This window comes from Streptococcus thoraltensis DSM 12221 (assembly GCF_000380145.1).
Taxonomy (GTDB): Bacteria; Bacillota; Bacilli; order Lactobacillales; family Streptococcaceae; genus Streptococcus; species Streptococcus thoraltensis.
Window position 1 is genome coordinate 44,423 of sequence record NZ_KB904587.1, and the last position, 26,392, is coordinate 70,814.

The window sequence follows — 26,392 nt, forward strand, 5'->3', positions numbered from 1 at the left end:
GATAAGAGGATACCCCCCTGCATCAATGGCACTAAAATACCTGTCGCATAAGCTTTGGCATTGTCGTAAGCATTCCCAGACAGACTGTCTGATGCTGAAAAAGAACTCAAACTNGTNATAGCAGCCTGGTAACCAGCTACNCGACTAGCACTCATTGAACTAACTNAATTNGCTTGTGCGCTAGAAGCNCCTAGTTCCATTTTTACCATTNTCTGCTTCTCCTTTCTCTTTGCGATCTCCCTGCATGACGAGTTGCCTCTCNTTGATAAGGGTAGCTTCTTCGGTTAATAAGCGCTCTCTGTCTCGACTGAGTGATAACTGATAGGCATCGTAATCATCCTGGTAAAGACTACCGACTTGACGAAACGATTGCTCCAATGCCTCCATATCTAAACGGTCTTGTGAGGACAAGGGCAACTCACTGATACGATGAAATAGCACTTGTTGGTAGGCCAGATGATTGTCCAAATCCTCTTGCAACTGACGAAAGGTATAGGCTTTTTGTACCAGCGTTTCCTGAGCTAGGGCATTTGCCTTAAGCCCTTTCTGAATAGTATCTAATGCTTTAGTATCCATAGGCATCACCGAAATAAGCTTGGATTAGGAGAAAAGGTCGGATTTGGCGGGAGAGCAGCACCGTTTTGAGAGAGAAAATCTGAACCATTACGGTCTAGTAACAACATTGAGCTAAGCCTTGTATCTGTACTCTCAAACTCACTAGCCATACCATTAATAATCGTGATAAAAGAGTTGATAGCTGTCGCAATCTCATTACTTTGTGTTTCATCCAAATCAATCGCATCACCAGCAGACTGATTACCTTTTAACGTTGTGTCACTATCTTTGGTAGCCTTCCCAACGCCTAAGAGTTGGGCCCCACCTTGACTGATACTAGTCGCATGACTAGCGGCTGTATCACTGCTACTGTTGATCAATACCATGTCGTGTTTTCCTTTCTAATAACGTGTCAATTTCAAAGCCTGTGACTGTTTCCTATCATGAAGGTAAGCCACATCAAGTTCTGGCCTAGGTTCACGACTATTATAAACCTTATCCAAGAAGGTTTGGTCATTAAGACGCATTCCCAAGAGAACATACTGCATGCGATCTTTGAGCAGTTTGTTTAAAGCATCAGCTTTGGCTCCTGTAAACTGATAAGGGCTACCAATAATAGCATGCATACCAACACTTGGACCACTCTCCAGCAAGACCGTCATATCTGCAAGGGCAGGATTGGCTTGTCCAACAAAGGCTTCAAAATCTGGAATGATCACTAACCAAGGCTCCCGATGCCCTGTCTTCTGGCGCCGGGTAATTTCATAACTTAATTGTTTCATAATATCAGAAATNCCCTCATTTGTCACATATGTTCTAACCTGATCAGCGTATTGTTTGTAGCTGCCTCTAGCATCTATAAGCATTGTCTTAGTTGCTGAAAGGCTGGTAAAAATGCGTAGAAGATGATGTGTGATAGTTGTATAGCTGTCATCATTATCCGACAAATAAAGCAGGTGTTTGAAGTTGGCTAACGGGATACCTATATGTTCCACGTTAGTCATATCTAAACCGATTGGAAGTTCCCCTTTGGCAAGACCTTCTTGCACACTGTCCCTAGCCAGATAGTCCTCAAACGCCAATTCTTCTGGAACAATTGGGATTGGTTTGGGTAGGGGGCCCTCATAGGCTTCTGACATGGCTGTCGCTTCTGCTTTTATCGCGGTTACTTGTGACACGGGGTCATCGCTTTGCGTTGGTAAGGCAGCTTGGAAGACTTCTGGCTCCTCCATACGAAGCAAACCACGACCAGGGAGGTCTTCCATGATATGTTGGTTGCGCCCGATGAGGGTTCTTGCTTCACTATCGTCTGTCATCTTAAGCACAATACGGGTCTTTAGGTTGGTTTGTAGCCCTGGGCGAATGACCGATTGACGACCTGCCGTTAAAACAAGGTGCATCCCCAGACTCCCCCCCTCACGAGAGATGGTTTGGAAGAGATTTTCCAGGTCTTGTCCCTGAGGCATTTCCTTAATCCCATCAAAGTTATCAATCACAATCAAGATGTCTGGCAAGGTCTCCCCGCTCACTTGACGGTAGAAGGTGATGTTAGAGACCGCATGACGACTAAAGCGTTTCTTACGGTCAGCCATCTCAGCTTTAAAGCGAGCCATAACCTTGGTTAGTTTTTCAGTATCATCTAACAAGAAGTTATCAGCCACGTGCGGCAAGTCTCTGAGCGGCAAGAGCCCGTTAGTCCCAAAGTCAAAGAGATAAACGTGCAGGTGCTCTGGAGTGAGTTGGCGACTGAGGTCCATAACCATGGTTTGAAGGAGACTTGATTTCCCCATGCCTGGTGCTGAGTAGATGACCAAGTGTCCATCGGTCTCAAAGTGATGACTAACGGCTTCTTGGGTCTGACGGCTAGGAATATCCACAAAACCAATCATCGCTTCTAAAGAACGAAGCCCTTTAGCCCAGAAGACCTTAAAGTGACCAGGACGTAAGCTCTCCACTGGAATCACCTTTTCTAACGGCGGTAACCAAGGTTGTGGGAGGGCTTTGATTCCCATGTCAGACACCAAGGCTTGAATCCCTGAGACAACCGCATCCAGCTCTGAGGGCACTTGACGGATATCATCAGCTTCTGCCAAGCCTGAGAGATCTTCGTTGAGAATCTCGTATTGCCCTAGAGCATTGATGGCATAGATGGTATGGTCTTCAATCCCTTGGGCTTCCTTCTCTGGCTGGTAGTCAGCCCCTGAGTAGGCTGACTGGAAGAGTTCATAAACTTCATTATTACCAACCTGGAGATAGGCACGACCAGCTTGGGTAATATCTGCCGCATCGGGTGTGCGAAGCATTTCCATAGAGTCTTGACGATCAGCCACCTTAAGTGCCAATTTGAAGCGAGAGTTGGACCAGATCTGATCATTAACGACCCCTGTCGGTTTCTGTGTTGCTAGAATCAAGTGAATCCCCAAGGAACGCCCGATACGGGCTGTGGAAACCAACTCGGTCATAAACTCTGGTTGGTTGGCTTTCAACTCCGCAAACTCATCAGAAATCAAGAAGAGATGAGGCATAGGCTCGCTCACCTCGCCAAGTTGATACTTCTTCTGATACTGGTTGATATGATTGACATTGGCAGCTGAGAAGAGGCGTTGCCGGCGCTTGAGCTCCGCATTGATGGAAACCAGAGCCCGCATAGACTGGGCACCATCCAAGTTGGTGATGGTACCAAGCAAGTGTGGTAGGTCTCTGAAGAGGTTGGCCATCCCACCACCCTTATAATCGATGAGGAGAAAGGCCACATCGTGGGGATGGAAGTTAACCGCGAGCGATAAGATATAAGACTGGATGATCTCAGACTTACCAGAACCGGTGGTTCCTGCGACCAATCCGTGTGGCCCGTGGGCTTTTTCATGGAGATTGAGACTAACGATATCACCTTGACCACGTAAGCCTAGAGGAACCGCTAAGCTCTTATAAGGGCTATTTTGCGACCAGCGACTTGGTACTGCCAGGTCTTCAAAACGCTCAGCTTCATACATCTCCATAAAAGTCACGCTCTCTGGAATAGATGATTTCAGATTTTGAAGATGGTTGAGCGGTGCTAGCCGTCTGGAAACAGACTCTTTGTCAAAGTCTTCTGGGAAATGGTCCAAAGCAAACGGTGTCTCTTTGAGTGTCCCTTCTTCCATCAAGAACTGTCCTTGATTACGGTCATTGATGGAAACAATGGTTTTAACATTTTCAGAAAGGCTAGAGAGAACGTCTTGGACAAAGACCAGGCTACAGCCAAGAGAGGTAGGGTCTTCGGTGAAGAAATCCATAATCACATGATCCATGATCAAACTCTCATCGGTGACGATAACCACATAATGAGGCGTAAAGAGGGTGGTCTCCCGTCCTTCGGTCTCCTTAGCCGCATTTTGACGACTTTTCAAGATTTGGTTGAGGCTGTTAAGGACTTGGTCACGCGTACGTTGATTATAGACAAAACCACGCACATTCATTTCTTGAAGCGTCGCATGAGGGAGCCAGCGCATCCAGTCCCACTGCTCTTTTTCCTCCTCTGGCATGATCGTAATAAATTGCACATCATGATAAGAATGGAAGACCGCTAGCTGATGCACCATGAGCTGCAGTTGTTCAATCACCAAGGGTCTTGGCCCAAGGTAGCCGACTGGCCCATGACTAAGATTTGCCTCAATCGGCATCTGTTTGAGGGTTAAATGACGACGATAGAGTTGATATCCCTCAACCTCTAAAGGATCCTTCACTCCAGAACGCTCTGTTTTGGAATAAGTCAACTTATGACTGGTTTCGACCTCACCTAAGCCCAAGCGGTAATACAAGAAATCAAACTGTTGGGGTGTTTTTTCATAAATCCTGTGATCAAAGGTCTTGGTTAAGGCCGCAATAGTCTCTAGATCAGGGTAGTGATAGAACTGCCCCTTACGTTCGCGGTTATCTAATGCCGTCAACTCTTTGGATTTATCCGAAAGGTAGAGATGGTAGGTATTGATACGCTCTTCTAGATCAAGCTTATACTGTTTACGGTTTTTAAAATAACCAGTGATGGAAAAGGTAATTGTCACCAGACTCATGGCCATAGTGGCGATAATGTAGAGCCCGCGAGGTTGGAAAATCGTAATCAAAGTCATCACACTGATCATAATGATCGGTGGCAAGATTAATTTGACGAGCCCATCTTTGGGTTTATTGGGTTCGTTACCAGGAGCATTGACAGTGACCTTTTCTTCACTCGCACGGTAAATTATCCGGGGTGAGCGATGAAAATCTGGGTAGTTGTCATAAAAATCATAGTCAGAACGAGCCTTCGCAATCAGCTCAGTCTGTAGCTCCTCCTGTCCCCAGAGGTAGAATTCATCTGGGAAAACTTTCAAGGTCATTTGGTTGAAACTGATTTCAGTTCCAAAGTCCAAATCTTCTTGATGACCATGCCAAATGTGATTATCCAGGTAGAGCTGGCCTGAAATAGCATGGAGCTGCCAACTATCTCCCTTTCTTTCTAACTGGAAGGAAGCAGGACTGTCTGCGAGAAAAATATCACTACCTTTTTGATGACCAACCAAAAGCAATTGACGGTCTAAAGGAGATAGAATGGTTGCTTTCCCTGTATTAAGGAAAAAGCTAAGCCCTTCAATTTCTTGCCCCTGCTCAATTAAACCGGATTGTTCAAGATAACTATAGTATAGCTTCCCAGCTTCAGCTTTTAAGATAAATTCTGACTCTAAACACTCAAAAGATAGACCGTTTTTGGCTTCTCGATCGATGCGAGTACTTTGACCATCCTCTAAGTAGAGGGAATAGCGGTATAAGGTGTCATAAATGATAACTTTCATAAGTAACTATTTCTCCTCTACAGTTTCCTCATCTGTAGTATCTTCTTTTTGTTCCAATCGTTCGGTACGATCTTCCCAATAGGTATCAATCTCACTTTGCAAATCTTTAAGTTGTGTTTGGCGTTCTTCTCCAGAAAGATTACTATCTGATTTGACTTCCTCTATTTTTTGTTCTAAAGCATAGATAATCAAATCTGTAGATTCTAAACGTTTAGAAATATCAATGGCATCATCATTTTCTCCACGTCCACTTTGAATCCAAAAATCAAAATAGAGCTCCTCTGTCTTCAAAGTAACATTATTTAAAATAACAGCCTCCTGCTCTTTAGAAAAGTTCAATCCTTGGATGTAAGAATAGGCTAGTTCATATTTTTGAGTATATGGTAGTTTATCAAGTGGCACATTTGATAATTTATCAATAACATTTGAGAAATTATTTTTGATAAATGCAGTATCAGCATCTAATAATTTAGTATTCAATGGATTCTGGATAAAAACAAAGTAAATTAAAGGAACCATTAATATAACCGATAAAGCCGATAGCCAAATTGTTGCAAACTTATATATTTTGTGGCGTGTTTTTGACACCAAGCTTAAGGATCTTACTTCACGTTCTTTTTGCTTTTCATATTCTGATATTAAGAAGGCTCGAATGTCTTCTACATCATCTAGAGCTTTTACAGTTTCTAAAAATTCAGGAAGTTTGACAACTTCCAAAGAGCCTTTGTACAGATCCGAGAAGTCATTTGATGTCATCAAACTCACTAAATAGCACTTGAACTGCTTGATAAAGTCACTTGTTGTCAACACATCTGGTACCATTACTTTTTCAAGAGCACGATAGGCAATCATAGGTTGACTATTTTTTGTGATAAACAAGTTATAGGGATGCAAAATGACCGTGACTGGTAATTTTAAGACTCTTTCTAAATCCAAAACATTTAAAGCTAACCTTAGCTTTTCAGACAAAGACATGTTGCGACACTCTTCAAAACTTAGCCCTTTTTCAGGAAGTTGATAATGGAAGTGAACACTGTCTTCATCCATAGTCATTCCAAGTTCAAGAAATTCTGGGTGGTGTAGTTTTAACATGGACAAAGCTTGTAAATCATGAGTTTTAATATCTGACCGCTTAAGCGCTAGGTTCCAGCTAGTATTTGTTTTGTCAAATTGGAATAATTGTTGTTCAAATGTGAATTGATCCATTAAACACTCCCTTCTTCTATCTTTAATTGATCGCCAGACGCTAAAGGAAAATCTGACAATACATCTCCCTCGTCCAAAAGCAAGCCTTTATTGAGTACCTTCAATTGGTATTTCACACGTTTTTTGGGATATGAGAATATAGTGTCTAGTTCCTTAATAAGTTGTTTGGTTTCAATTTTTCGTGGTATTCGAATATCATAATTATTGTCATTTAAATAGATTGTTATATTAATATGTGTTTCCATATCTTTCTTTCCATTTATTCGTTCAGTTCTTGCTCTTGCATTTGGTGATACAAAAGATAAGTCACCACAGTAGAAACTGTTAATACGACGATCATCAGAGCAATATAAATGATCTGGTAAGGGGTCATACCGTTATTTTGGACTTGCTCCTCTGTCATGATAAAATTCTGTTCTGATTGCTCGGAAAAAAGTTTAGTGATTTCTCCTTGATTTGACATCATTTTATTTGATGTGAACAATGTCTCTCTTTGCTTCTCCTGAGCTACTTCTAACTGTTTTTGATAATCTAAAAACTTCACTTGGTCGTCTTCTTTAAAGAGCTCGCTAATATGACCTGGCTGAAACCCAGTATCAAGCACTTCTTCTTTTGAAATACGGTCACTGTCAAACTGTAGAGAATTATCTTTTAGGCCATCTGAATGCACAGAAGTGGTGGCAGAAAATATTAATACTATAACTACTAAAAGAATACTTTTTTTCATTTAAACCTCTTTTGAAGTTACTACTCTTTCGTAAGCAATTGTCACAAAAATATTAAGAAGTAAAAGTAATACAATCGCAAAAATAAGGAAAACAAGGTAAAAAAACGGTGGTGTTGTACCATCAAAGATTGAAGACAAGCGATTTTCAAACAAAATCAATGGATTAATCTTTTTCATCAATGCTGGTAATCCTGAAAGCACAGTCGCTGTTCCAATAGCATTTGACAGATAAATGAAACTAATAATCATAAAGAAATTGAATCCCATACCAATAACTCTAAGATTTTTTATGACAAAGTATTGACCGTGAACCAATAAAAAGGCAAAGAAGGTGACTAGCACAGTCCAGATTGGTATATATTCATTCTCAACAGCCAAACTTCGACTAGAAATTATTCCTAGAATAAGGCCAATTACTAAAGATAAAGCACTTAATAATGCTGTATTTAACCAATCTGTCTCCAAAAACTTATTCAGTTTGAAGCGATTTTTCAGACGCGCTATCGTTTTTTGGGTTGCAAAAATATAAGCGGTGAAGAGAGTTACCATTTCTAACAATAGTACCCAAGTAAAAGGACGGTAAGCATTTATTGTTGCTCTAACTGATGATGATTGTTCTGTGACAGGATTTGCTAGGAAATCAAGAAGAACATCATTTGGCACACCGTTTTGATAAGCATTATTGAAAACTTTTGCAAAAGAATCGATAAAGTTACCATTATTTTTTAGTTCCTCATCAAATTTATTCATCAAGGCGGTTGCATCCATAGACAATTTATTGCCATTTGTTTCTGCATTTTCAACTTCTTTGTTAAAGTTATCAAACACATCTTTAACAGAATTTGCCTGCTCTCTTGTTGATGCTGCAGTTGTTTCTAGCGTTGATGTTGTGCTTAATAGCTCTTGTAGACCACTGCTAATATCCGAGAGACTGGTGTCCTGATTGGTTTTATCATCGTTTGCTGCACTATTAGCATCTAGTAAAGCTGATGAATCCGCATTAATTTGCTCAAGAAGGGTTAATTGTTCTCCAATCTGAATAGCCAGGTCTTCATTGGTGGTTTGAATATCAGCCATCGATGTTGACAATTCAGATTGAGAGGTTTTCAATTCTTCTAATTTTTGTTTAAGAGCTGTTTTTGAATCATCTGAATCCTGATATGATGCCAGTCCTAGTTTCAATTTCTCTTTCAAAATACTTGAAATGAGACCATAAGCATTTTGATTCATAAATGAATCTGTTAAACTGACCACATTCCCATCTTCATATGTATAGTAAGTTGCCATTAAAGTCCCTGCGTGATTATAGGCATCGATCACTGCTTGCACTTTTTTCTGATAAGCAATCTCGGCTTCTTGGTAAGCTTCTTCTTCTTTTTTAGTTTCTACGTTTTTTTCTATAGAAACATCTCCGATTTCTATATTGAAGGTAGATGATTCTGGAACTGTAGTTGTTGTCGTGGAAGAAGTCGCATTTGACGGACTAGACATCTCGTCGCTTAATGGAGCAGATATATCGTCACTAGTTTCGATAGCAGAGCCCGTATTTTCAGTCGTCGTTGTAACTGTTGATGTATAAGTATAATGAACAGTAATGTCATTCACTTGACTTGGATCAATTGTTGTAGGATTACTCGCGTTAACACCGTTAATATCAATACTATCAATAGTGATATTACTATTATTTGTTGTAATCCTTAGATTTTGTTCTGGATTGTTTTTATTATCTGTTGGCTCAGTCCGAATAGTTGTTAGAGCAGTTTTCTTATCCTCAAGATCTGTGTATAGCGTTTCTAACTCTTTTGCAGATGAACTATCTACGCTTACATTAAGAGAGGAAGCTAACGCGGCGTCAAACGAAATCTGTTTTAAGGCATCCTGATCCAATCCAGTGAGGGAGGAGGGGTCGAGGCTAGGAATAGCTTTCAGACCACCCTCAACTAAAGCATCAATATTATCTTGAAACTCAGTTGTTGAATAATCTAGTGGTTGATCTGTATCGGTATTTAAAAAATCTTTTAATGTTAATTGTTTTAAATCGTCAATTGATACACCGTAATAAGCTGCTAATTGTTCGTCAACAAAAGTATCGACATTTTCCAATTTTTTATCTAGAATATCTTGTTGATCTTTTATTAGCTTCTCTAAATCAGCAATTTTTTGATTAGCTTGAGATAAAGCACTGTTATTCTCAATATTATCTGCTTCATCAGTTTCTCTTGTGTCAGTTTCTTCCCTTGAAGAACTAGTGCTAGATGTATCCCTCGAACTGCTTGGAACTGTCTCTGTGGTACTTGTGTCTGTACTATCATCAATAGTATCAATCACATCTTGAACATCATCACTTGTCTTTGCTTCTTCAGAAACTTTAGCGATTTTATCAGACAGTTGACTCTGAATAGTTTGGGTAGCCTCTATAAGACTGGTTAACTGAGTCCCTAAGGTATCAGTATTCATTGACATTAAAGCTTCTGTAAACTCACTGGTTGAAATATCGCTCTTTGCTCGTTGTTCCATCAATGTCTTCAATGAGGTTTCAACGCCGTTCTGTGATTCCATCAAAGTGTTATAAAAATCATTATCACTTGCTAATGAATCTTGTAACCCCTGATTTGCTAATAAACTACTGTTAGCTGATGCAACTAGAGAAGGAAAAACATTTTTAAAATTCTCTGTTGGTTGCAATAGCGTATCACGGTAATTTGAAATATTACCTGATTGTACTTCATAAACACCCTGTACATTTTGTTGGGCAGTGTAGAGGTTACTTAAAATACTAGCCATATACATATCAACCAGCTGACTATTTAAATCAGAGACAATATCTTTACCTAACTTATTTGCATTATTTTCAATTTGAAGATTACCGCCTCCGTTAACCTTATATGTGACTGTTGTTCGCTCAACATTAATATTATTAACATCTAAGATTTTTGCTGAAAAATCACTGGGAATAATAACCATCAATTGATACGTACCATTATTCAAACCTGCTTCAGCAGACCCGCGACTAACAACAGACCAATTTTGACTATTATCGTTTTCGAGTTTCTTGACATAGGCTGCACCAAGATTATAAGACTCATTATGTGTTGAGGCAGCCTTATCTTCATTCACAATGGCAACATTAAGTAGCGCATTTTCCTTTTTTAATCGTGTTTCTCTACTTTTTTCATTATTATGTTGAATAGCGGTATTTAAGCTAACAATAGCCCATAGTAAGCCAAATATAGCAAACAAATAAATTCCGTATTTAACAGGTTTGGAAAGTTTAAACATATCTTTTTAATCTCCTAAACATTTTTTCTCTTCTATTATATCAATAAAAATACATTATTTTCCTTGCATTTTGTAATTTTTCATGATTTTATTTCTTCATTTATTGCATTAAACCATAGTTAATACAGAATTTAGGTTGATTTTTTTATGGTAATCATTCGTATAGCTTTCTCTGTAGTAAACATTTATATCATCTCCTGACTCCAGCTGATAACTCTGCATAAATAATCTATTTGAAATGAAGTCAGTGATTTTCATCACATAACATTTCTAGATTTCCATTGACTAGCACGGAAAAAAACTATCCTTCCCACTTGTCTCTTTATTACCTTTTTTCTCTCTATTTTTATATTCCCTGAAAAATTTAGGAATCTTTGAATAATAAAAAAAGCAGAAAGGCATTTTGCCTTCCCGCTCCACCAATAATTAGCTTCCTGGATAGATTTGTGAAGCCATTTGTGAATCTGTTTCTTCAAGTGTTGTAGCAACAGAATTAAGTTGTTGATTAATTGCAGTTAGCAATTCTGCAAACTCTTGAATTTTTGGTGATAGCTCGTTGAATTGCTGTTCAAAGCTATCAAATGCTGAACCTTCCCAGTTTTCACTAATAACAGCTTGCTCATTAGTCAAGGTTGTCAAAACATCTGTCACTGTCTGAGATCCGTTAGAATACTGAACAGCAGACTGACGAAGTTCTTCAGGGGTAAGTTTAATTGTAGCCATTGTAGACCTCCTAAATTTTATGTAACAATATTAACAAAATATAGACTATTATGCAATCGATTTCTGAAAAAATATATCTTTTATCTCATGAGAGCATTAAAAAAACTAACAAAGTTTACATTTCTACCATTATTGTCCGAAAACGTAAGTTAATGAAGAAGCATCAGTAGGTGAGAATGTTCTGAAAGAAATCTTACCGAGCCCCACAATGTTTGATTCTGTAATAAGAATACTCCCATCTTCATTGACAGCCTCTACAATTGCCACATGACCATAAGTCCTATCTGCACCAGCTTGTCCTGGCGAAAATGAAACAGCTGCGCCAACTTTTGGAGTATGACTTTTCTCATAACCAAGTTTATACTGCCAATCACCACCATTTCCCATAAATGGTCCAAAAGAATAGCCCAATTCTTTTGCCCTATTATAGACATACCATGTGCATTGTCCCCAAGGGTAAGTTGCTGCACTATATTTTTCTAGGTTCATGTCTTTTATCATGCCAAACTCAGGAAGTGCTTGACCTACAATTGCTCCACTTGAAACAAATCGATTTAAATTTTTAGGAGCTTTAGGCGTTCCACCATGCTGATCAATCCATTTATCGATATCTTCCATAATTTTAGCACGTCGCTTTCCAGTTCCTGATGTATCTGTGTAATAAACCCCGCCATCTTTAGAAACATTCAGGACTCCTGCCGCATTTTGGAGAGCCTTTTCATCCTGTCGTTTAAAACTATTATTTTTATTTTGAATAATTGCCACTTGGGTAAGTTCCTTGATAGCATATTCATCATTATTATAATGTTTGGCATTATTAGGATTATTGTCAAATGCCCCAAAGCCAAAAGCATTAGCTTGATTATCACTTGCAACTCCTAGAGTTCCCAGTGAACTTTCTTCTATTGCTATCGCAATAATGGCTCTTACATCTAAACCGCTGGATTTCTCCCACTCCAACAATTTTTCGCCATTAATTCGATTTCTGTCATAATTGATACCCGTACTATTAAGAAAACCATCCAATTGATCTGATGAAATCCCAAAACGTTTCGCTAGTAAATCATGAGTATAAGCATCACTGCCAGACCAGTGCTCAACATAGTTGTCACCAGTTATGACACTAGTCATTAAAGCAAGATCAGACAAATCTGATGTAATGGTCTGGTGAATAGTCGAATGAACAGATGTAGGATTAGCTTGAATATTTTTTCTATTTGATTCTGCCTTTCCTGAATCATTCGACAGATTTTGATATTGAGGTTTCTCCAAAGATATTTGATTAGATTTCGAATCCTGTACTTTGGTAGGGGTCGGTTTGACAGATTTCTCTGGTTTATCGGATTCACCTAAACCTTCGTTTGAATCTTTATTTGATTGCGGTAGCACTTGCTCTGGTGATGTATTAGTAGTCGTTTCCACTTCTTCACTCGTGTCAGTACTTACTTCTACAATAGTTTCTGAAGTTGAAGTTTGCTCCTTAGGGTTTCTAATATCTTTTGAAGAAGCATTACTATTGTCTTTTGATTCTTGAGTTTCAAAAGGTAAAGGGGCTTCTGTTCTAGATTCTTCTATTTTATCCAAAGTCTTCTCTTTACTTTCAGAAGTTTTGTTTTCTGCCATGGTTGTCACAGCCATAGCTGGATCAGCAACCGAAAACACTAAACTACTCAATAACAGTAAAGTCAGCACTTTACTCTTTCTCATTACTATCTCCTTTGGTGAATTAATAAATTTGATAAATATACAAAGTTGCTATCAATTATAACATTAAAAAGCAAAAAATGTAAGTCCAATTTTCACTATTCAAACAATTCTTAAAGGTTTGGCTATAAAAAACACTACTCAAGTGAATAGTGTTTTGATAACGGTAGCTATTTTGTTGTTCATTTCGGATCAGACCTCTATTATTTAAAACTAATTGATTATTTTGTGAGATGCCGTATAATTCCTATTTAAAATTCACCACTCAAACAATTTCGTCATAACCTGTTACCAGTGTATCTACAGATTCATTAATTTTATCAGAAGTAGCTCCTTTGATGGCCGTATCTAGTTGTCCTTTTATGTTGGTAACAGCAGTTTTAGTTTGAGTTGCCTTTTCTTGAATAAGTTGTTTATAGGTCTCAATATTATTATTTTTCTTGGTGACGACGGCCTTAGCTTGGGTAATAGCTCTTTTTGTCTCCATTGACCGACGCATCATTTTTAGAGCATGCGCATGCTCTTCTTCTGTATAATACTCATTGGTAGGTACTAGCATATTTTTGTCGTAACCTCTCTATTTTGTCCTCATAATCAAGTCGTTTTTTCTGAAAGTTTTCTCTCGTCATACTCTCATCATTGTCAATATCAGCGATTTTTTGATGATAAATGATTTCTGATTCTCCGACTAGACCCTCTAATTCATTAATATGGGCTACTAAATCATCTCCTGAATCACCAAGAACTTCTTCGAACTGCTTCATAAGCATTTGTTCATTTTCAACCAGACGTTGTAAATCCACCCAACGCTGGTGCAACTCTAGGCGTTCATCTTCGTATATCTGGAGTTGACGAGTATAATCAGCAATAAACGCCTCATATTCAGATTCTTTTGCAGAAAGTTCTCGGTAGGCTTTCATCCCTAAGTCTATCTTGTCCAATTCTCAATATCCTTTGCTAGATTTTTATCGGTGGCTATGTTTGCTTGAATCACTTGGTCAACTTGTCCCTTTAAAGTCGTAAAGGCTTCGGCCTTCGTGCCAGCATTTGTCTGACCAACCTCAAGCGTCGACTGAGTCTCTGTCACAATGCTCTCATAAGTAGCCCCTTGGCTTGCAAATAGACTCACAACTTCATCGTAACTCAACTCTTGGTAAGCTGTAAAGTCGATCGCCTCCCATAAGCTCTTAGCTTTCTCGACACCTTCTTTGACGACTTGCTCAATATCATCAGCGCCAGCTTGAGCAGCAGCAGCCATGCCCTGTGCCACAGCAGCACCTTGAACAGTGTCCAGAAAAATCTGTTCCCTACTACTGTATCCGCCTTTTGCCAACTGTTCACTTTTGGCAGTAATGCGGGCCATAACAGCAATCGTTTGAGCATAAGCACTGACGACTTTATCCGTCACAACTTTGCCATCCAAATCTTTTAGCTGCCCATCCTTGGTAAATTGCCAATTAGTCAGTGAGTGATCTGATATGCTATTTTTTATATTGTCCTTGCCTTTTGTGACCTTGGGGTAAATAGCTGTTTTCGTCACATTGCCCATGACATTTCCGATGTCATCATGCTTATTGCGATAATTACGGAACTGTTCTGGATGTTCTTGCATATACTTGATTTCCTTGTCAGAAATCATCTTATGAATATCTGGACCATTGTAGCCGACATTGGCATAACCTTGTTTTAAACCCACATACATGGCAAGTGACTGTCCTAAGGAGTGACCAGTCGTCGTGATAACAGCATTGGGATTTTTCCTTTTGACTTCTTTCTCTACTTGCTTGGCGAAGTCTAGGGCGGTCGCTGATTGGGCAGGTATCATCATCCTGTTAGGATGAAACCCATAAGCTTCTGTATCTCCTAGGCCAATCATTTTCCCATCTGTAACCAAATCTGCGATATTCTCAGAATTGGTACCTGCATAAGCAATCACAACCTCGCTGTAATTAGGAATAGGAGTCTTTTTTTCATCATATCCCATAATTGGAGCAACAGCCATAGCTTGCATACCATTATCTACGTTTTCTTTAGCGTTAATAATGACATACTTGCCATCAGCAACCTCTTGTCCTGTCTGATAAGGCCTTTTTACCTTTCTTGAATCCACTTTGTAGACATCGTCCGATATTTTATTATAATCTCGTTCTGTTATCATAAATCAATCCTCAATGTACTTTATTTTAATATTTTCAATATCAGTTGCCTTTTTCTTATCTTTTAAATACCATATTTCTCTCGAATAATATCCACTTCCATCAAGTTCTTTACCGAATTCAGTCTCACTAAAAGAAATATAATAGGCATCATTAACTAAGATTGTGATATGCCAATATCCAGTTTCTACAATTTTCTCAAACTCCGTAAATTCGATATTTTTAATAGTATCACCATCTGATAACTCATAGTTCTCAACAAAATATTTGACAATCCTATCTTGTTCTCTTTTATAATTTTGTTCTCTTTTCTTCTCTTGACTATTAAACATCAATATTCCTCCCATTATTAAACCTATCAATATAGTAACCAAACCTGCTATTAAGCTTTTCTTCATAAGTAATCTCCTTATATTATCCCATAAAACAATGAAGTTCATTATCTTATAGTTTAACACAAAGAGTTTGTTTGATAGGGTTATCTACTTTTCCAGAATCAACATCATAAGCACGGTCTGCAAGGGTTTTATAATCTTTATCTATTACCACTTTTACTCCTCAAAATAATCTATCTCAACATTATCTATAATATTATTCTCCAGTATATCATCGTTTTCTTTAAACTCTTTCGGCGAATAATTGGATGTTTCGATTTCTCCTCCTAATTCATCTTCTGTAAATGAAATTTTATATGTTTCATTAATTTTAGTTGTTATTCTCCAGGTTCCTGTCATATCATTTTGTTTAAACTCTATAAACTCAATCTTACTTACTGGTTTTCCATCAGTTAATCCTACGTGATTTTCGATATATTGAACAATTCGATCCTGTTCTTCTTTATACTTCGACTCATCCTTACTAGGAAAGGAATTAAACATTATTACGCCTCCTATTATTAAACCTGTAAATATTACCACTAAACTCACTATTAAACTATTTTTCCTCATAATTCCCCCTTATATTATGCTATAAAACAACAATGATTATTACCTTATAGTATAATACAAATATTTCACTTCATATCTAGCTTTTGTGACCTTGGGGTAAATAGCTGTTTTCGTCACATTGCCCATGACATTTCCGATNTCATCATGCTTATTGCGATAATTACGGAACTGTTCTGGATGTTCTTGCATATACTTGATTTCCTTGTCAGAAATCATCTTATGAATATCTGGACCATTGTAGCCGACATTGGCATAACCTTGTTTTAAACCCACATACATGGCAAGTGACTGNCCTAANGAGTGACCAGTNGTNGTNATAACAGCANNNGGATTTTTCNTTTTGACNTCTTTCTCNACTTGCTTGGCGNAGTCTAGGGCGGTCGCTGATTGGGCAGGTATCATCATCCTGTTAGGATGAAACCCATAAGCTTCTGTATCTCCTAGGCCAATCATTTTCCCATCTGTAACCAAATCTGCGATATTCTTAGAATTGGTACCCGCATAAGCAATCACAAACTCGCTGTAATCCGCCTTACCATTTTTATCAACCGGTGCTACCGCCATGGCCTGCATGCCGTTATCAGTGTTGTCTTCTACTTTGAGGACTTGGAATTGACCTAAATTTTTGTTTCTCCTGTCAAAATAATACGTTTTTCTTTTATTTTGGTATACTGTCCATCATGTTTATTGTGATCAACACTGTAAACATGATCGGCTATCCATCTGTATTGCTTTTCTGTTACCACACTATTCTCCTAAGTATGTAATTTCTATATCACTAATATTTACAGGTTCATCATTATCTAATGGAGTTGATTTTTCTAAATCTATAAAATCTTCTATAGGATCCAAGCCAATATCTCCGTTTGAATCATCAAATTCTTTCAAGGATTCAACCTGTACAATATTAGTCTCTGCTTTCTCATCTATTCTAAAGACTAAACTGTAAGTACCTGTAGTAGGGTTTTTCTCACAATTTAAAAACTTGACTTTATTTACATCATAACCACGTGCAATCCAGCGCACCACATTATCCTGTTGACGTTTTGTTAATGTTTCTTTTTCTTTCATACGACACCCTCCTATTAAAAAAACGATTAATATAATAACTAGACTTACTATTAAACTATTTTTCCTCATAATTCCCCCTTATATTATGCTATAAAACAATAATAATTATTGTCTTATAGTATAACACAAAGATTTTTACTCATAACTGTTCCTCTAACATGATAGAGACATCTAAGATCCTTTTCAACTTGCTTGGCAAAGTCTAAAACGATTTTTGTTTGTATTATAATATCTACCTACATTTTTCCTGTTTATTGAGAGAATTCTAATTAGCAATCCATTGACCAGAATCCGTTTAATTAGTTGACTTAATATTTTTTAAACATTAACACATTGACATTTATGATATACTACTGATAATAAATAGTTATCGGTAGGAGAGAACTATGAAAAATTTGCCGAAAATTGAATTAAATAATGATGAAAAACTCTTTTTATTTGAAATTGATTCTAGAATAAAAGCATTATTACTAGAGTTGCCTGAATCATATCATAACAGCTTACAAATTGTAAGAGGAAGTCGTTTTCGCCCCCTATTAACATATTATGGGTATACATTATATTCTGATGAGTTAAATGAAACTATTTATCAATCAGCCACAGCAATCGAATTAATTCATAAGGCTTCTATTATTATTGACGATATTATTGATCAAGATATAAAAAGGCATGGTATGCCAACTGTTCATCAACAATATTCTCTAAATGAAGCTTTGATAATATCAGTATTTTTACTAGGAAAGTGTATAGAAATGCTGTCAGATATTGATGATTCTACTGTTAGATTATTTAGTCAGATGATTATTAAGATGTGCCAAGGAACATTGAGTGAATTAAATATTAACGATGAGACAGCTATTGCAGATATTAGAAAAATTTTGGACAACCAAACTTCTCAAGTAATACAGAATAGTTTATTGATTGGTATGAAATCCTATAATGAATCTATCAATAATCAATATTTGGAAATAGTAGGTTATAAATTAGGGTATTTGTTTCAATTGTTGAATGATTGTGAAGTATATTTTAATCCTGAATTTTCCATAAAATATAAAGGAAATATGAATTTTGATATTAACAAGCAGCGAAAAAATTTATGTTATTCATATTTAGAACAGTCTCTTAACTATAAAGAAAAATCCGAACTTGATCGCGGAAAGTACTCTATTCTGGATAATTTGTTGAATAAATATAACATATTGGATTTAATAAAAAAAGAAATTTACTGTATTGAATTAGATATACAGAATAATTTAAATATTTTAGGAGAAACTATGAATGTGCAACGCTTATCATTCTTTATTGACTATGCTATAAACTTAGCTAAAACTAGGGCGAGTATCAAATAAAAAGAGGCTGGGCAAAAAGTCTTAAAAATAGAAAACATCTTAGAATCGCGATGTCAGAAGCGTTGATTCTAAGATGTTTTTGATTGATAAAATAAAATTTTTATAGGAGGGGGAATTTTTTAGTTTTTATACGAAAACTAAAAAGAATGCAAAAACTCCCTCACTAAGATTATACACCTCATGAGGGCTTTATGTTCGTTTTCATTATTCTGTGGGTGAGGGCGGAGCCATCATGGATGTCTTGCCCAGTCTCTTTTGTTCAGTTATTATTGTGATAGAAAAGGGATTATTACGTTATACAGGTTGATTATCACTGGAATATAACCAAGAGGATTTACGTGTTGCCCGTTGAATAATTCAGGGAAATTAGGTGTGTCTCTATATAAATTAAAGAGATCGATAAAGTCTTTATTTAATTGTGATTGTTGATTCGGGCTATTGTCATATTCTAAAAGTCTATTTCTCTTTATTTTTTTTATAATAATCTTGATATAAGTTTTCCATAGATAATCAAATAATATATAACCCAAACCAATTAATATAACGATAATTCCCCATGTTATTATGAATACAATATCATTAGACGTATTTATATTTAGTTTATTATTTGAAAATGATATAGCAGATAAAGGAGTTGTTAAATAAAATAATAAAGTATAAGCAATCCCAAGGACACCAAAGTAATTACCAAAAGTGCTCATTGTGTCTGTGAATTTAACAATCCAAGTAGCCTCAGATGGATTATGAAGAGAAATTGGAGTAAATGTAGTAAATTCTAGATTTGCAATTTTTCTTAAAGTAAGAATGTAAAATATGTACTTTAAGTATAGTTGTATTGCAATAAAAACTGTAAAGATTAAAGTAATACTACCGTATACTGTAATAACTTTGTTCCACATTAATACTTTTAGCAAAATCAATGAAATGATATAGATAATTCCAATTGCTATAGAAATAATGATACTGTACCATTTTTGTAGATAAGTTCCAAATCTGTTACATATCGAAAATAGCGAATATCCATCAATAGTAATGCCTGAAATAGACAATGAAAGTAGATCCTCTTTCCTCGTTAGGGAATGATACGTTACAATTTGTGCAAATAGCAAAAGATTTACACCGATTACGTATACATAGTTATTCTTCAGCGAAGAGTCAAAAATTGATAGAATTATTCCAAAAAAAATCCAGCATGTAAAAATAACACCCCATAGACATTTTTTTGAAAGAATTTTATCAACAATCCATATATTCATAGCATTCTCCTACCGATAACTATTTATTATCACTATACAAAGCGTCAAAATCAGTCTATAATAGCGTCATTATCGTTAAAGGAGACTATTATGGAATATACTATTATTTCTAACTACTTGGATTATTGTAAAGCTCATAAACGCTTGAGTACACACACCCTGCGGGCTTATAAAAACGATTTAATGCAATTTTACAATTCCAATTACGAATGTGTGATAAGTTATATTGAAGGTTTGACACATTCAAACTTAAAGACTAGTACTTTACGGCGAAAAATCGCAAGTTTAAAAGTGTTCTATGGCTATCTTCAATTGAAAAATGTTATTACCGACAATCCCTTTAATCAATTACGGTTTCAATTTCGAGCAGAAAAAACATTGCCGAAGACAATCCCTCACGATAGTTTAAAAATCCTATATGCCTATCTACAAAAGAAGATTATCTCAGCCAAAACTATTTATCAAAAACAGAAAGCTGAAAGAAATTTGTTAATTGTCTCCTTATTACTTTCTACTGGCATTCGGATTTCTGAACTGTGTCATATTCAAATCAAAGATATTAATCTAACGGAACAAACACTCCAAATTCTAGGAAAAGGTAAAAAAGAGCGTATGATTTTTATTGGGGATGAACGAACTTTTCAGTTATTAAAAGCTTATATCACTTGTTATTGCACTCATACAGACGATTATTTATTTCCCGGAAAATCCCTAAAAAAACCACTAACAGAACAAAGTGTTCGTTTGCTTCTAAAAACAGCCAAAATACAAACCAGACTCACTACAACTATTACACCTCATATGTTTCGCCACAGCTTTGCTACGATGTTATTAGATAATGATGTCGATATTCGGTACATCCAGCAGATACTTGGACACAGTTCTATTTCGATTACTCAAATATATACACACGTATCACAATCAAGACAAAAAGAGATACTAAGTTCCTATAATCCAATTTCATCTATCTACACTTAATCAAAAACATACAAAAACAAAGACTACCTAGAATCAGGTAGCCCTATTTGTATTCCGTAATTCTACTTTTCACGAGGTTGGTCATAAGTCCAAGCACTAGCAGAATATTAAAAATAATAAAGGATCCTGTAAAACTCCAAACACCATTAGTTGCTAAATCTACTGAATAGAGGTATCTCTCAGTAAAGAAGAGATAGATTCCATAGATTTCAATAAAGATTAATCCACTGATGATCCCGATAAGAAATAAAGTACCTGAACCTTTCACAATCTGATAAAGGACAAGCAACATCAATCCTATTACGACGATAATTAAAAGGCTTTGTAGAATTTGCTCCAACATCTTACACCTCTTTCTAGGCTAATTGCTTGCGATAATAGTCAGCCTGTTCCTGGTTAAGTTCATCAAGTTGGGTAACCAAATCAAGGTATTTCGCCTTCAACACCTCATCTAGATCTGGAAAGTCATTCTCACGAGTTGTGATGATGAGTTCCAGCTGTCCAGTACTTTCACGCTTTGAAAAACTGTAATCAAAGGTCTCATCTTCATACTGTTCCTTTAAAGTTTGGTAGTTTGCCCTATCTACGGTTGAATCATTAATCGGCACAAATTTCCCAGATGAATCTTTAACATATTCTAGACCAATGTTATTATGATTGAGGGAAGAATGCGTGAAGACACCTGGCTTTTCTTTGGAGAAGGTAACTTGTGAGCCGTCTTCCAAGAAATACTTAGAAACTACACGAAACTCCATCTTGTCTGTTCGCCAGTCACCGTTTCCGTCATTTCGATAGGCAATAAAGCCTTCGGTAGGGGCATTTGGTACAACTAATTTCACGGCATCAGTTCCAGCTGGTGATACAAGGTTGGTAATATCGTAAGTCACACGACTAATCTTTTTTCCATTAAATTGTGCATGTTGAAGATTTTGATAGTTAAAACTAAGGGTCTCACCTGTATTGAAGCTATCATAGACGAAATATCCTGTTGAATCCAATATTCTTGAGTAGCCACCCAGCAAAGCATCGCCAGTTGAAATGATCTGATCAGGATTTCGGGTATTGGCTCCATGTTGTGCTTGTGGCTCACCGTTATTGAGATTGAGGGCTTGAGCAAGGGCTTCAGAAATATAACCTTCTTCACCTTTTGAAATCTCGGCCAAATCACGTTGATAGCGTTCCATTTCTTTGGCATTATAGGCATCAATCGCTTCATTTTCTTTTCTGGCAGCTTCTTCTTTTTCTTGATTGCGTTTTGTAATGGCTTCAATCTCAGCTGTACGATTTGAAACTAATTGTTGTTTCTCTTGATTAGCCTGATCCACCGCAGCTTGGCCTGTACGGTTTTCAGCATCTACAGCTGCTTGACTTGCCTGATTACGCCTTTCAATGGCTTCATTATCTGCCTTTGTCTTAGCAAGTCCAGCTTCATTTTCTTTTGAATGGCCTGATTTTTCGCAACAATATCATCTGCCTTGGTTTTCTTTTTTAGATAATCCGCTACAGCTTGTTCGTTAGTTGATTGAATGGTTTCAACAGCCTTGCCATAGTTTGTATAGTCTAGTACAGATGTCCCATTTCCTGATGAAACTACTTGTTCTTTTACTGTCACATCAGCATCTGCATACTGGGATTTTAGGTCATTGACTTTAATATCAACCCAAGCATTTGTCTCTTTACCAATTAGATTGGCCCCTTCGTAGTCCTGTGTCAGCTCCTTATTTTCTTGTTCAATGCGGGCTTTATTCGATTTGTATGTCGTTTTATCAGCTTTGTAGGTTTCAGTAACTTCATTAATAGCCTCAACTTGGTTTTGGGCATCTGCTTCAGCTTTTGAAATTTGTTGGGTGGTCTCTGACGCTGAAGTTGTATTCCCCAATTCCATTAGACTATCTTCAACTGTAGAAACACCTTCAGCCTTGGCCTCTTCAACTGCTTGTGTTACCGTATCATGTGGTACGGTGACAGCAATCGCTCCATTGGATTGACCAGTTAACGCTAAACTTTCAGTTTGTTCAGATACAGGGTTTGGCTGTGCTTCTGGTAAGTTCGTGGCTGGATTCTCCGTTCGTTGAATGGTAGTGTCAACTGATGGTGTAACTTCATCAGCATGTGCAACCGTGCCTCCCCAAGCAACAACGGCAGTCACCATAGTTCCAAGGGCAACCGAACATAGCGTTCGATATTTTTTACTCTTGCGAAAGACGTGTTTCTCGCTTTTTTCCTGATTGACAAGAAAGTGATGATTACATGTTTTGGTCATAAATAGTCCTTCTTTTCTTTTTTCTGTAGCAACAAACTGTCACTCTTTATTAGATACGAGGGCGTTAAGCGAGCACGACAAAAATAGGAGTTTTGACGAAGAACTTTCCGTTCTAGGAGAAACTCTCTTTTTTGTACAGCTCGTAGCCCAAGTTCAATACCATTATAAAAAAGATGACTTGATTTTGTTATCACATTAAGTTCAGTGAAAAGAAAAAAGCTATCGGAAGCACAACCAGTAACCTCTGAAGAATACTTAAAAATAAAAAAAGAGGAGGACTGACGCATCAGACCCTCCCAGACGTGACAAGCACGCCCCAATTCGATACAAATATGATACCACTAATTTCGTTTTCCGTAAATAAACTTACTTATTTATTGAATTGACAACTTCTATCGTTATACTCTATTGCAAAACTAAAATGAAGCCATGATGTGAACACAAATCTACAAAATTAGTATTTCTAGACTTTCGGAATATACTTTTTTAACAACTCTATATGATTAAATTATGACGAAATACTTCATTTATGATTTTTTTAGTTTCTACTTCACCTATTCCAAAATATTGGAGTTGCATAGCTAGGACAATTTGTTCAAGGAACACCACATCTAGCAAAGACTCATTTATAAATTCCTTATCTAAATTTCCATGAGCAAAATTATTTCTTTGTTTGCCTATTCGCTCTGCATTTTCAGAGTGATTATAAGAAATACTGTTTAATTTATACATGTAATGACCGAATTTATCCAGTATAGTCACACCGTATTCTTCAAAAATTTGACTAATTTTTTGAGAAAGAGATAGATAAGAAACAACTGATTTTTTCAAATCTTTATATATCTGTTTCAGTTTACCTGTTGAGTTTTCAATCAAACGCTCTAATTCTTTACTAGCTTCTTCTTCCAGTATTTTTCGTTGATCACTTTTCCACTTATCTCCTGAAAATAGTCTACTAAACTCCCATTCAAATGCAGCGGTTCTTAATACAAAACTAGCAGCATCAATTATCCGACTATCCCTAAAACTCTTACCTAGATGTCTGAGATATAGATTATTTTCAGCTATGTCATCTAATATCTTTCCCTCATAACCAGCAATATATTTTTGTTGAATATATCTTCCGTCTTTCAATGGCTTCATCTCAATCTCAATACTTTCTTCAATCACATTGAATTCCCCAACCTTTCCTTGAGTATTTGATAATCGAATATCTGTAAAACTAACATTTCTTCGATTACAAAGAAATTGGATAAATTCCTTTGCGATACGATATAACTCTCGTACAAAAGTATAATCTTGAGTTTCTTCAAAATGAAAAATCATTGACGATGATAACGCTAGAGGTGGCTTTTCGATAGATAAACTTGTTGTTCTAGTGACGCCGAAATAAACTTGAACTTCTTTTCCAAAAACGTTAAATTTCTGTTCTTCTGTCGTTGTTGAATCAAAATCATAGGTACTAATATTGATTTTTCCATCGTGTTCTTCAGGTTTATACGAAATTTCAAAGGTACGATTAATTGGATGAATATAGTTTAACTCTAGCCCGCTAAATGATATTCGACTAATCCTAGGTCTGTCAGAATAACTAAAAAAATAGGCCAAAATCGGCACTGTAATGATACCGTTATTTTCCTGAAGTTGCGTGTGTTTATTTGTTAGAAATGTAATAGCTCGATTTGTTTCATTTGCCCGTCCATAAAGAAAGTCTTCTTCTACGAATTTAGGATTCTCTGGCCAAGCAAAGATTGCTGTTCCTATTTTTGCATGGAACCAAGCATACCTAATCTCATCCTTTTCCTCTTCTTTGGGAATCAAGGATAAACTTTCTTCATCGAACGTAAAGAAAAATTCATACCCCATCATCTGTAAAGTTCCTGTCAGCATACAATACTAAACCTCCAAATGATTTAAAATAATTGCTACTATGTCCACAGATTCCTCAAAACTCGTTTCACTGGCATATCTGAAAGATTTTTGATAACGAGACCAAAGCTGTTTCTGATAGTCAGATCTACGTAATGCCTCTAATTGCTCTTCCCAATTTATCAAAATATCTAAACTTTCTCTTTTTTTAGCAGTATTGTGCAAAGCAGTATTCAATATGTGTACATCAATCTCATCTTTTCGAAGATGGTACAATGTATAGAGATCATAGCGGTCACGAGGTCTAGTTGAAGCAGCTCCTCGACTTATAATGGTTTCTAATTTTTCAGCAAGAACTGTTTCTAAATTATAAGACCAAACTTCTAGCTTATCCTCTGAGAAAATGGATTGTAATTGGTATGTAATTTCTCGTGGCGTAATATGGTCACCTGTCGTTATATCAATAAAGACAACTTCACGTAAGGTGTCAAATGTCGCATTTAGTTTAAGGGAAAAACCACCATATTCGTCATCTTGTCGAATTGGCTCTAACTTATCAATTTCAAATTGGAAACCTTCAGAAGGTCGATTGATTATTTCTTTGAAGATTGATTGAATACTTTCTTCGTTAAGAGGTTTATCTTTCAAGGTAACATCTAAATCCATTGTTGTCCGTTTATCTAAGCCAATCATCTGTCCGATAAGAAATCCACCTTTCACAATGAAAGAATCTTTATACCTGCTCTCTGAGATGAGTTTTAAGACTTGTTCAATCAGAAAATTTTGCTGAACTTGTTGAGCAGGTATTCCTTTTTCTCTTGCAATATTCTTGACTTTTGCTTTGAAACTATTAGCATTTGAAAATTTCACGACAAGACCTCCACATATGATTGTAGTTTTTCAGTTACTTTAAATAGATGTGCATAGTGATACAACTTAGTGTAATCTACAACTTCTTTTTTGAAGTAAGCTTGAAAAGCTGGGGCAATAACTTGAATATCGACATGGTAAGCTGTTCTCAAACACTCCACTAATGTTCGTTCCATATCATATACTGAGATAAACTGTCCAGCCTGTCGCTCCAGTCTAATAATACCGATTTCATGATACTTTCTAGCGACGATTGGCTTGACACCAGCTTCTTTCATTGGCCTCGTATTTGTCCCGAAAGGAAAAGTCATCACAGGCTCAAATGGAATGGTAAGGGACAGACCATGTAACCAAAGTGCTGTTTCTAAGGAATAAATTCCTTTTGGAAAACGGTACTGTAAACTAAAATAGTCATCGATATAGGTATCTGGCAGATGATAGATACCTCTTTCAATTGATTCCACTTTCCCTTTTGAGACTAATTGATTCAGTTGTTGATAAGAAAAGTTAAGCTCTTCCATATCACGAAAAGTTATTACTCCATGATTATTTTTAATATAATTATAAACGGGTTTCTCTAACAAATCCATATCACCACCTCCAAAACAATATGCTAACACTTTAAAAC

General features: G+C 36.7%; 23 protein-coding genes and 2 pseudogenes. 2 read left to right on the forward strand and 23 right to left on the reverse strand.

Annotation, left to right across the window (positions count from 1 at the left end):
* Positions 1 to 581 precede the first annotated feature (581 nt).
* From A3IA_RS11635 to A3IA_RS0101800, 15 genes are all read right to left on the reverse strand, one after another.
* Complete coding sequence (locus A3IA_RS11635; protein ID WP_018379622.1) at positions 582 to 941, reverse strand: TIGR04197 family type VII secretion effector; 360 nt, start codon at positions 939 to 941, stop codon at positions 582 to 584.
* A 15-nt stretch (positions 942 to 956) separates the two neighbouring features.
* Positions 957 to 5,366 (reverse strand): type VII secretion protein EssC, encoded by a 4,410-nt coding sequence (essC, locus tag A3IA_RS0101725; RefSeq protein ID WP_018379623.1) that lies wholly within the window; start codon positions 5,364 to 5,366, stop codon positions 957 to 959.
* A 6-nt stretch (positions 5,367 to 5,372) separates the two neighbouring features.
* Complete coding sequence (essB, locus tag A3IA_RS11640) at positions 5,373 to 6,572, reverse strand: type VII secretion protein EssB (RefSeq protein ID WP_018379624.1); 1,200 nt, start codon at positions 6,570 to 6,572, stop codon at positions 5,373 to 5,375.
* The gene (locus A3IA_RS0101735) at positions 6,572 to 6,817 is read right to left on the reverse strand and encodes an EsaB/YukD family protein (protein ID WP_018379625.1); all 246 of its coding nucleotides are present in this window, start codon (positions 6,815 to 6,817) and stop codon (positions 6,572 to 6,574) included. The genes essB and A3IA_RS0101735 overlap by 1 nt, the downstream gene beginning before the upstream one ends.
* Positions 6,818 to 6,831: 14 nt before the next feature.
* Positions 6,832 to 7,299 (reverse strand): type VII secretion protein EssA, encoded by a 468-nt coding sequence (gene essA / locus A3IA_RS0101740; protein WP_018379626.1) that lies wholly within the window; start codon positions 7,297 to 7,299, stop codon positions 6,832 to 6,834.
* On the reverse strand, positions 7,300 to 10,578 hold the full coding sequence (esaA, locus tag A3IA_RS12205) for a type VII secretion protein EsaA (protein WP_018379627.1): 3,279 nt from the start codon (positions 10,576 to 10,578) through the stop codon (positions 7,300 to 7,302).
* A gap of 426 nt (positions 10,579 to 11,004) precedes the next feature.
* A complete protein-coding gene (locus A3IA_RS0101750; protein ID WP_018379629.1) occupies positions 11,005 to 11,301 on the reverse strand; it encodes a WXG100 family type VII secretion target in 297 nt (98 codons plus the stop codon).
* 129 nt (positions 11,302 to 11,430) lie between these two features.
* Positions 11,431 to 13,008, reverse strand: a complete 1,578-nt coding sequence (locus A3IA_RS0101755; RefSeq protein ID WP_018379630.1) for a CHAP domain-containing protein — start codon at positions 13,006 to 13,008, stop codon at positions 11,431 to 11,433.
* 262 nt (positions 13,009 to 13,270) lie between these two features.
* A complete protein-coding gene (locus A3IA_RS0101760; RefSeq protein WP_018379631.1) occupies positions 13,271 to 13,564 on the reverse strand; it encodes a hypothetical protein in 294 nt (97 codons plus the stop codon).
* A complete protein-coding gene (locus A3IA_RS0101765) occupies positions 13,545 to 13,946 on the reverse strand; it encodes a hypothetical protein (RefSeq protein ID WP_018379632.1) in 402 nt (133 codons plus the stop codon). Before A3IA_RS0101765 ends, A3IA_RS0101760 begins: the two co-directional genes overlap by 20 nt.
* Complete coding sequence (locus A3IA_RS12425; RefSeq protein WP_018379633.1) at positions 13,934 to 15,163, reverse strand: hypothetical protein; 1,230 nt, start codon at positions 15,161 to 15,163, stop codon at positions 13,934 to 13,936. Before A3IA_RS12425 ends, A3IA_RS0101765 begins: the two co-directional genes overlap by 13 nt.
* A 3-nt stretch (positions 15,164 to 15,166) precedes the next feature.
* The gene (locus A3IA_RS11655; RefSeq protein ID WP_018379634.1) at positions 15,167 to 15,559 is read right to left on the reverse strand and encodes a hypothetical protein; all 393 of its coding nucleotides are present in this window, start codon (positions 15,557 to 15,559) and stop codon (positions 15,167 to 15,169) included.
* Positions 15,560 to 15,712: 153 nt separating this feature from the next.
* The gene (locus A3IA_RS0101785) at positions 15,713 to 16,108 is read right to left on the reverse strand and encodes a hypothetical protein (RefSeq protein ID WP_039827289.1); all 396 of its coding nucleotides are present in this window, start codon (positions 16,106 to 16,108) and stop codon (positions 15,713 to 15,715) included.
* Between the two features lie 617 nt (positions 16,109 to 16,725).
* Complete coding sequence (locus A3IA_RS13535) at positions 16,726 to 16,854, reverse strand: hypothetical protein (RefSeq protein WP_018379638.1); 129 nt, start codon at positions 16,852 to 16,854, stop codon at positions 16,726 to 16,728.
* A gap of 1 nt (position 16,855) precedes the next feature.
* Positions 16,856 to 17,179, reverse strand: coding sequence for a hypothetical protein (locus tag A3IA_RS0101800; RefSeq protein ID WP_018379639.1), 324 nt, complete (start codon positions 17,177 to 17,179; stop codon positions 16,856 to 16,858).
* A gap of 386 nt (positions 17,180 to 17,565) precedes the next feature.
* Between A3IA_RS0101800 and A3IA_RS0101805 the strand changes: the two genes are divergently transcribed.
* Complete coding sequence (locus A3IA_RS0101805; RefSeq protein ID WP_018379640.1) at positions 17,566 to 18,528, forward strand: polyprenyl synthetase family protein; 963 nt, start codon at positions 17,566 to 17,568, stop codon at positions 18,526 to 18,528.
* A 266-nt stretch (positions 18,529 to 18,794) separates the two neighbouring features.
* Here A3IA_RS0101805 and A3IA_RS0101810 read toward each other — a convergent pair whose 3' ends face one another.
* Positions 18,795 to 19,784 carry a hypothetical protein gene (locus tag A3IA_RS0101810; protein ID WP_018379641.1) on the reverse strand — a complete coding sequence of 330 codons (990 nt, stop codon included), beginning with the start codon at positions 19,782 to 19,784 and terminating at the stop codon, positions 18,795 to 18,797.
* 90 nt (positions 19,785 to 19,874) lie between these two features.
* On the opposite strand from A3IA_RS0101810, the gene A3IA_RS0101815 reads away from it, so the two are divergent.
* The gene (locus A3IA_RS0101815) at positions 19,875 to 20,762 is read left to right on the forward strand and encodes a tyrosine-type recombinase/integrase (RefSeq protein ID WP_018379642.1); all 888 of its coding nucleotides are present in this window, start codon (positions 19,875 to 19,877) and stop codon (positions 20,760 to 20,762) included.
* Positions 20,763 to 20,805: 43 nt separating this feature from the next.
* Here the strand turns inward: A3IA_RS0101815 and A3IA_RS0101820 are convergent, their stop codons facing one another.
* From A3IA_RS0101820 to A3IA_RS0101850, 7 genes and pseudogenes are all read right to left on the reverse strand, one after another.
* Complete coding sequence (locus A3IA_RS0101820) at positions 20,806 to 21,105, reverse strand: DUF5966 family protein (RefSeq protein ID WP_018379643.1); 300 nt, start codon at positions 21,103 to 21,105, stop codon at positions 20,806 to 20,808.
* Positions 21,106 to 21,118: 13 nt separating this feature from the next.
* Positions 21,119 to 21,355 (reverse strand): annotated as a pseudogene (locus tag A3IA_RS13300) (DUF5962 family protein); the annotation flags it as partial.
* Positions 21,356 to 21,370: 15 nt separating this feature from the next.
* Positions 21,371 to 21,946, reverse strand: a pseudogene (locus A3IA_RS13620) (GbpC/Spa domain-containing protein); the annotation flags it as partial.
* Positions 21,947 to 22,116: 170 nt separating this feature from the next.
* Complete coding sequence (locus A3IA_RS13625) at positions 22,117 to 23,025, reverse strand: putative cross-wall-targeting lipoprotein signal domain-containing protein (RefSeq protein WP_026217506.1); 909 nt, start codon at positions 23,023 to 23,025, stop codon at positions 22,117 to 22,119.
* A gap of 495 nt (positions 23,026 to 23,520) precedes the next feature.
* Entirely contained in the window at positions 23,521 to 24,915 is a 1,395-nt protein-coding gene (locus A3IA_RS0101840; protein ID WP_018379645.1) for a hypothetical protein, read from the reverse strand.
* Positions 24,916 to 24,921: 6 nt separating this feature from the next.
* Complete coding sequence (locus A3IA_RS0101845) at positions 24,922 to 25,764, reverse strand: nucleotidyl transferase AbiEii/AbiGii toxin family protein (protein ID WP_018379646.1); 843 nt, start codon at positions 25,762 to 25,764, stop codon at positions 24,922 to 24,924.
* Positions 25,761 to 26,354 (reverse strand): type IV toxin-antitoxin system AbiEi family antitoxin domain-containing protein, encoded by a 594-nt coding sequence (locus tag A3IA_RS0101850; RefSeq protein ID WP_018379647.1) that lies wholly within the window; start codon positions 26,352 to 26,354, stop codon positions 25,761 to 25,763. The genes A3IA_RS0101845 and A3IA_RS0101850 overlap by 4 nt, the downstream gene beginning before the upstream one ends.
* Positions 26,355 to 26,392 lie beyond the last annotated feature (38 nt).

What these genes read in the sequence shown, in the direction of transcription:
- A3IA_RS0101755 (WP_018379630.1), bottom strand. Translation starts at nt 13,008, where the DNA reads ATGAGAAAGAGTAAAGTGCTGACTTTACTGTTATTGAGTAGTTTAGTG.
- A3IA_RS0101750 (WP_018379629.1), bottom strand. Translation starts at nt 11,301, where the DNA reads ATGGCTACAATTAAACTTACCCCTGAAGAACTTCGTCAGTCTGCTGTT.
- A3IA_RS13625 (WP_026217506.1), bottom strand. Translation starts at nt 23,025, where the DNA reads ATGACCAAAACATGTAATCATCACTTTCTTGTCAATCAGGAAAAAAGC.
- A3IA_RS0101850 (WP_018379647.1), bottom strand. Translation starts at nt 26,354, where the DNA reads ATGGATTTGTTAGAGAAACCCGTTTATAATTATATTAAAAATAATCAT.
- A3IA_RS11635 (WP_018379622.1), bottom strand. Translation starts at nt 941, where the DNA reads ATGGTATTGATCAACAGTAGCAGTGATACAGCCGCTAGTCATGCGACT.
- A3IA_RS0101760 (WP_018379631.1), bottom strand. Translation starts at nt 13,564, where the DNA reads ATGCTAGTACCTACCAATGAGTATTATACAGAAGAAGAGCATGCGCAT.
- A3IA_RS0101735 (WP_018379625.1), bottom strand. Translation starts at nt 6,817, where the DNA reads ATGGAAACACATATTAATATAACAATCTATTTAAATGACAATAATTAT.
- esaA (WP_018379627.1), bottom strand. Translation starts at nt 10,578, where the DNA reads ATGTTTAAACTTTCCAAACCTGTTAAATACGGAATTTATTTGTTTGCT.
- essA (WP_018379626.1), bottom strand. Translation starts at nt 7,299, where the DNA reads ATGAAAAAAAGTATTCTTTTAGTAGTTATAGTATTAATATTTTCTGCC.
- A3IA_RS0101815 (WP_018379642.1), top strand. Translation starts at nt 19,875, where the DNA reads ATGGAATATACTATTATTTCTAACTACTTGGATTATTGTAAAGCTCAT.
- A3IA_RS0101785 (WP_039827289.1), bottom strand. Translation starts at nt 16,108, where the DNA reads ATGAGGAAAAATAGTTTAATAGTGAGTTTAGTGGTAATATTTACAGGT.
- A3IA_RS0101820 (WP_018379643.1), bottom strand. Translation starts at nt 21,105, where the DNA reads ATGTTGGAGCAAATTCTACAAAGCCTTTTAATTATCGTCGTAATAGGA.
- A3IA_RS0101810 (WP_018379641.1), bottom strand. Translation starts at nt 19,784, where the DNA reads ATGAATATATGGATTGTTGATAAAATTCTTTCAAAAAAATGTCTATGG.
- A3IA_RS11655 (WP_018379634.1), bottom strand. Translation starts at nt 15,559, where the DNA reads ATGAAGAAAAGCTTAATAGCAGGTTTGGTTACTATATTGATAGGTTTA.
- A3IA_RS12425 (WP_018379633.1), bottom strand. Translation starts at nt 15,163, where the DNA reads ATGATAACAGAACGAGATTATAATAAAATATCGGACGATGTCTACAAA.
- A3IA_RS0101805 (WP_018379640.1), top strand. Translation starts at nt 17,566, where the DNA reads ATGAAAAATTTGCCGAAAATTGAATTAAATAATGATGAAAAACTCTTT.
- A3IA_RS0101800 (WP_018379639.1), bottom strand. Translation starts at nt 17,179, where the DNA reads ATGAAAGAAAAAGAAACATTAACAAAACGTCAACAGGATAATGTGGTG.
- A3IA_RS0101840 (WP_018379645.1), bottom strand. Translation starts at nt 24,915, where the DNA reads ATGCTGACAGGAACTTTACAGATGATGGGGTATGAATTTTTCTTTACG.
- essB (WP_018379624.1), bottom strand. Translation starts at nt 6,572, where the DNA reads ATGGATCAATTCACATTTGAACAACAATTATTCCAATTTGACAAAACA.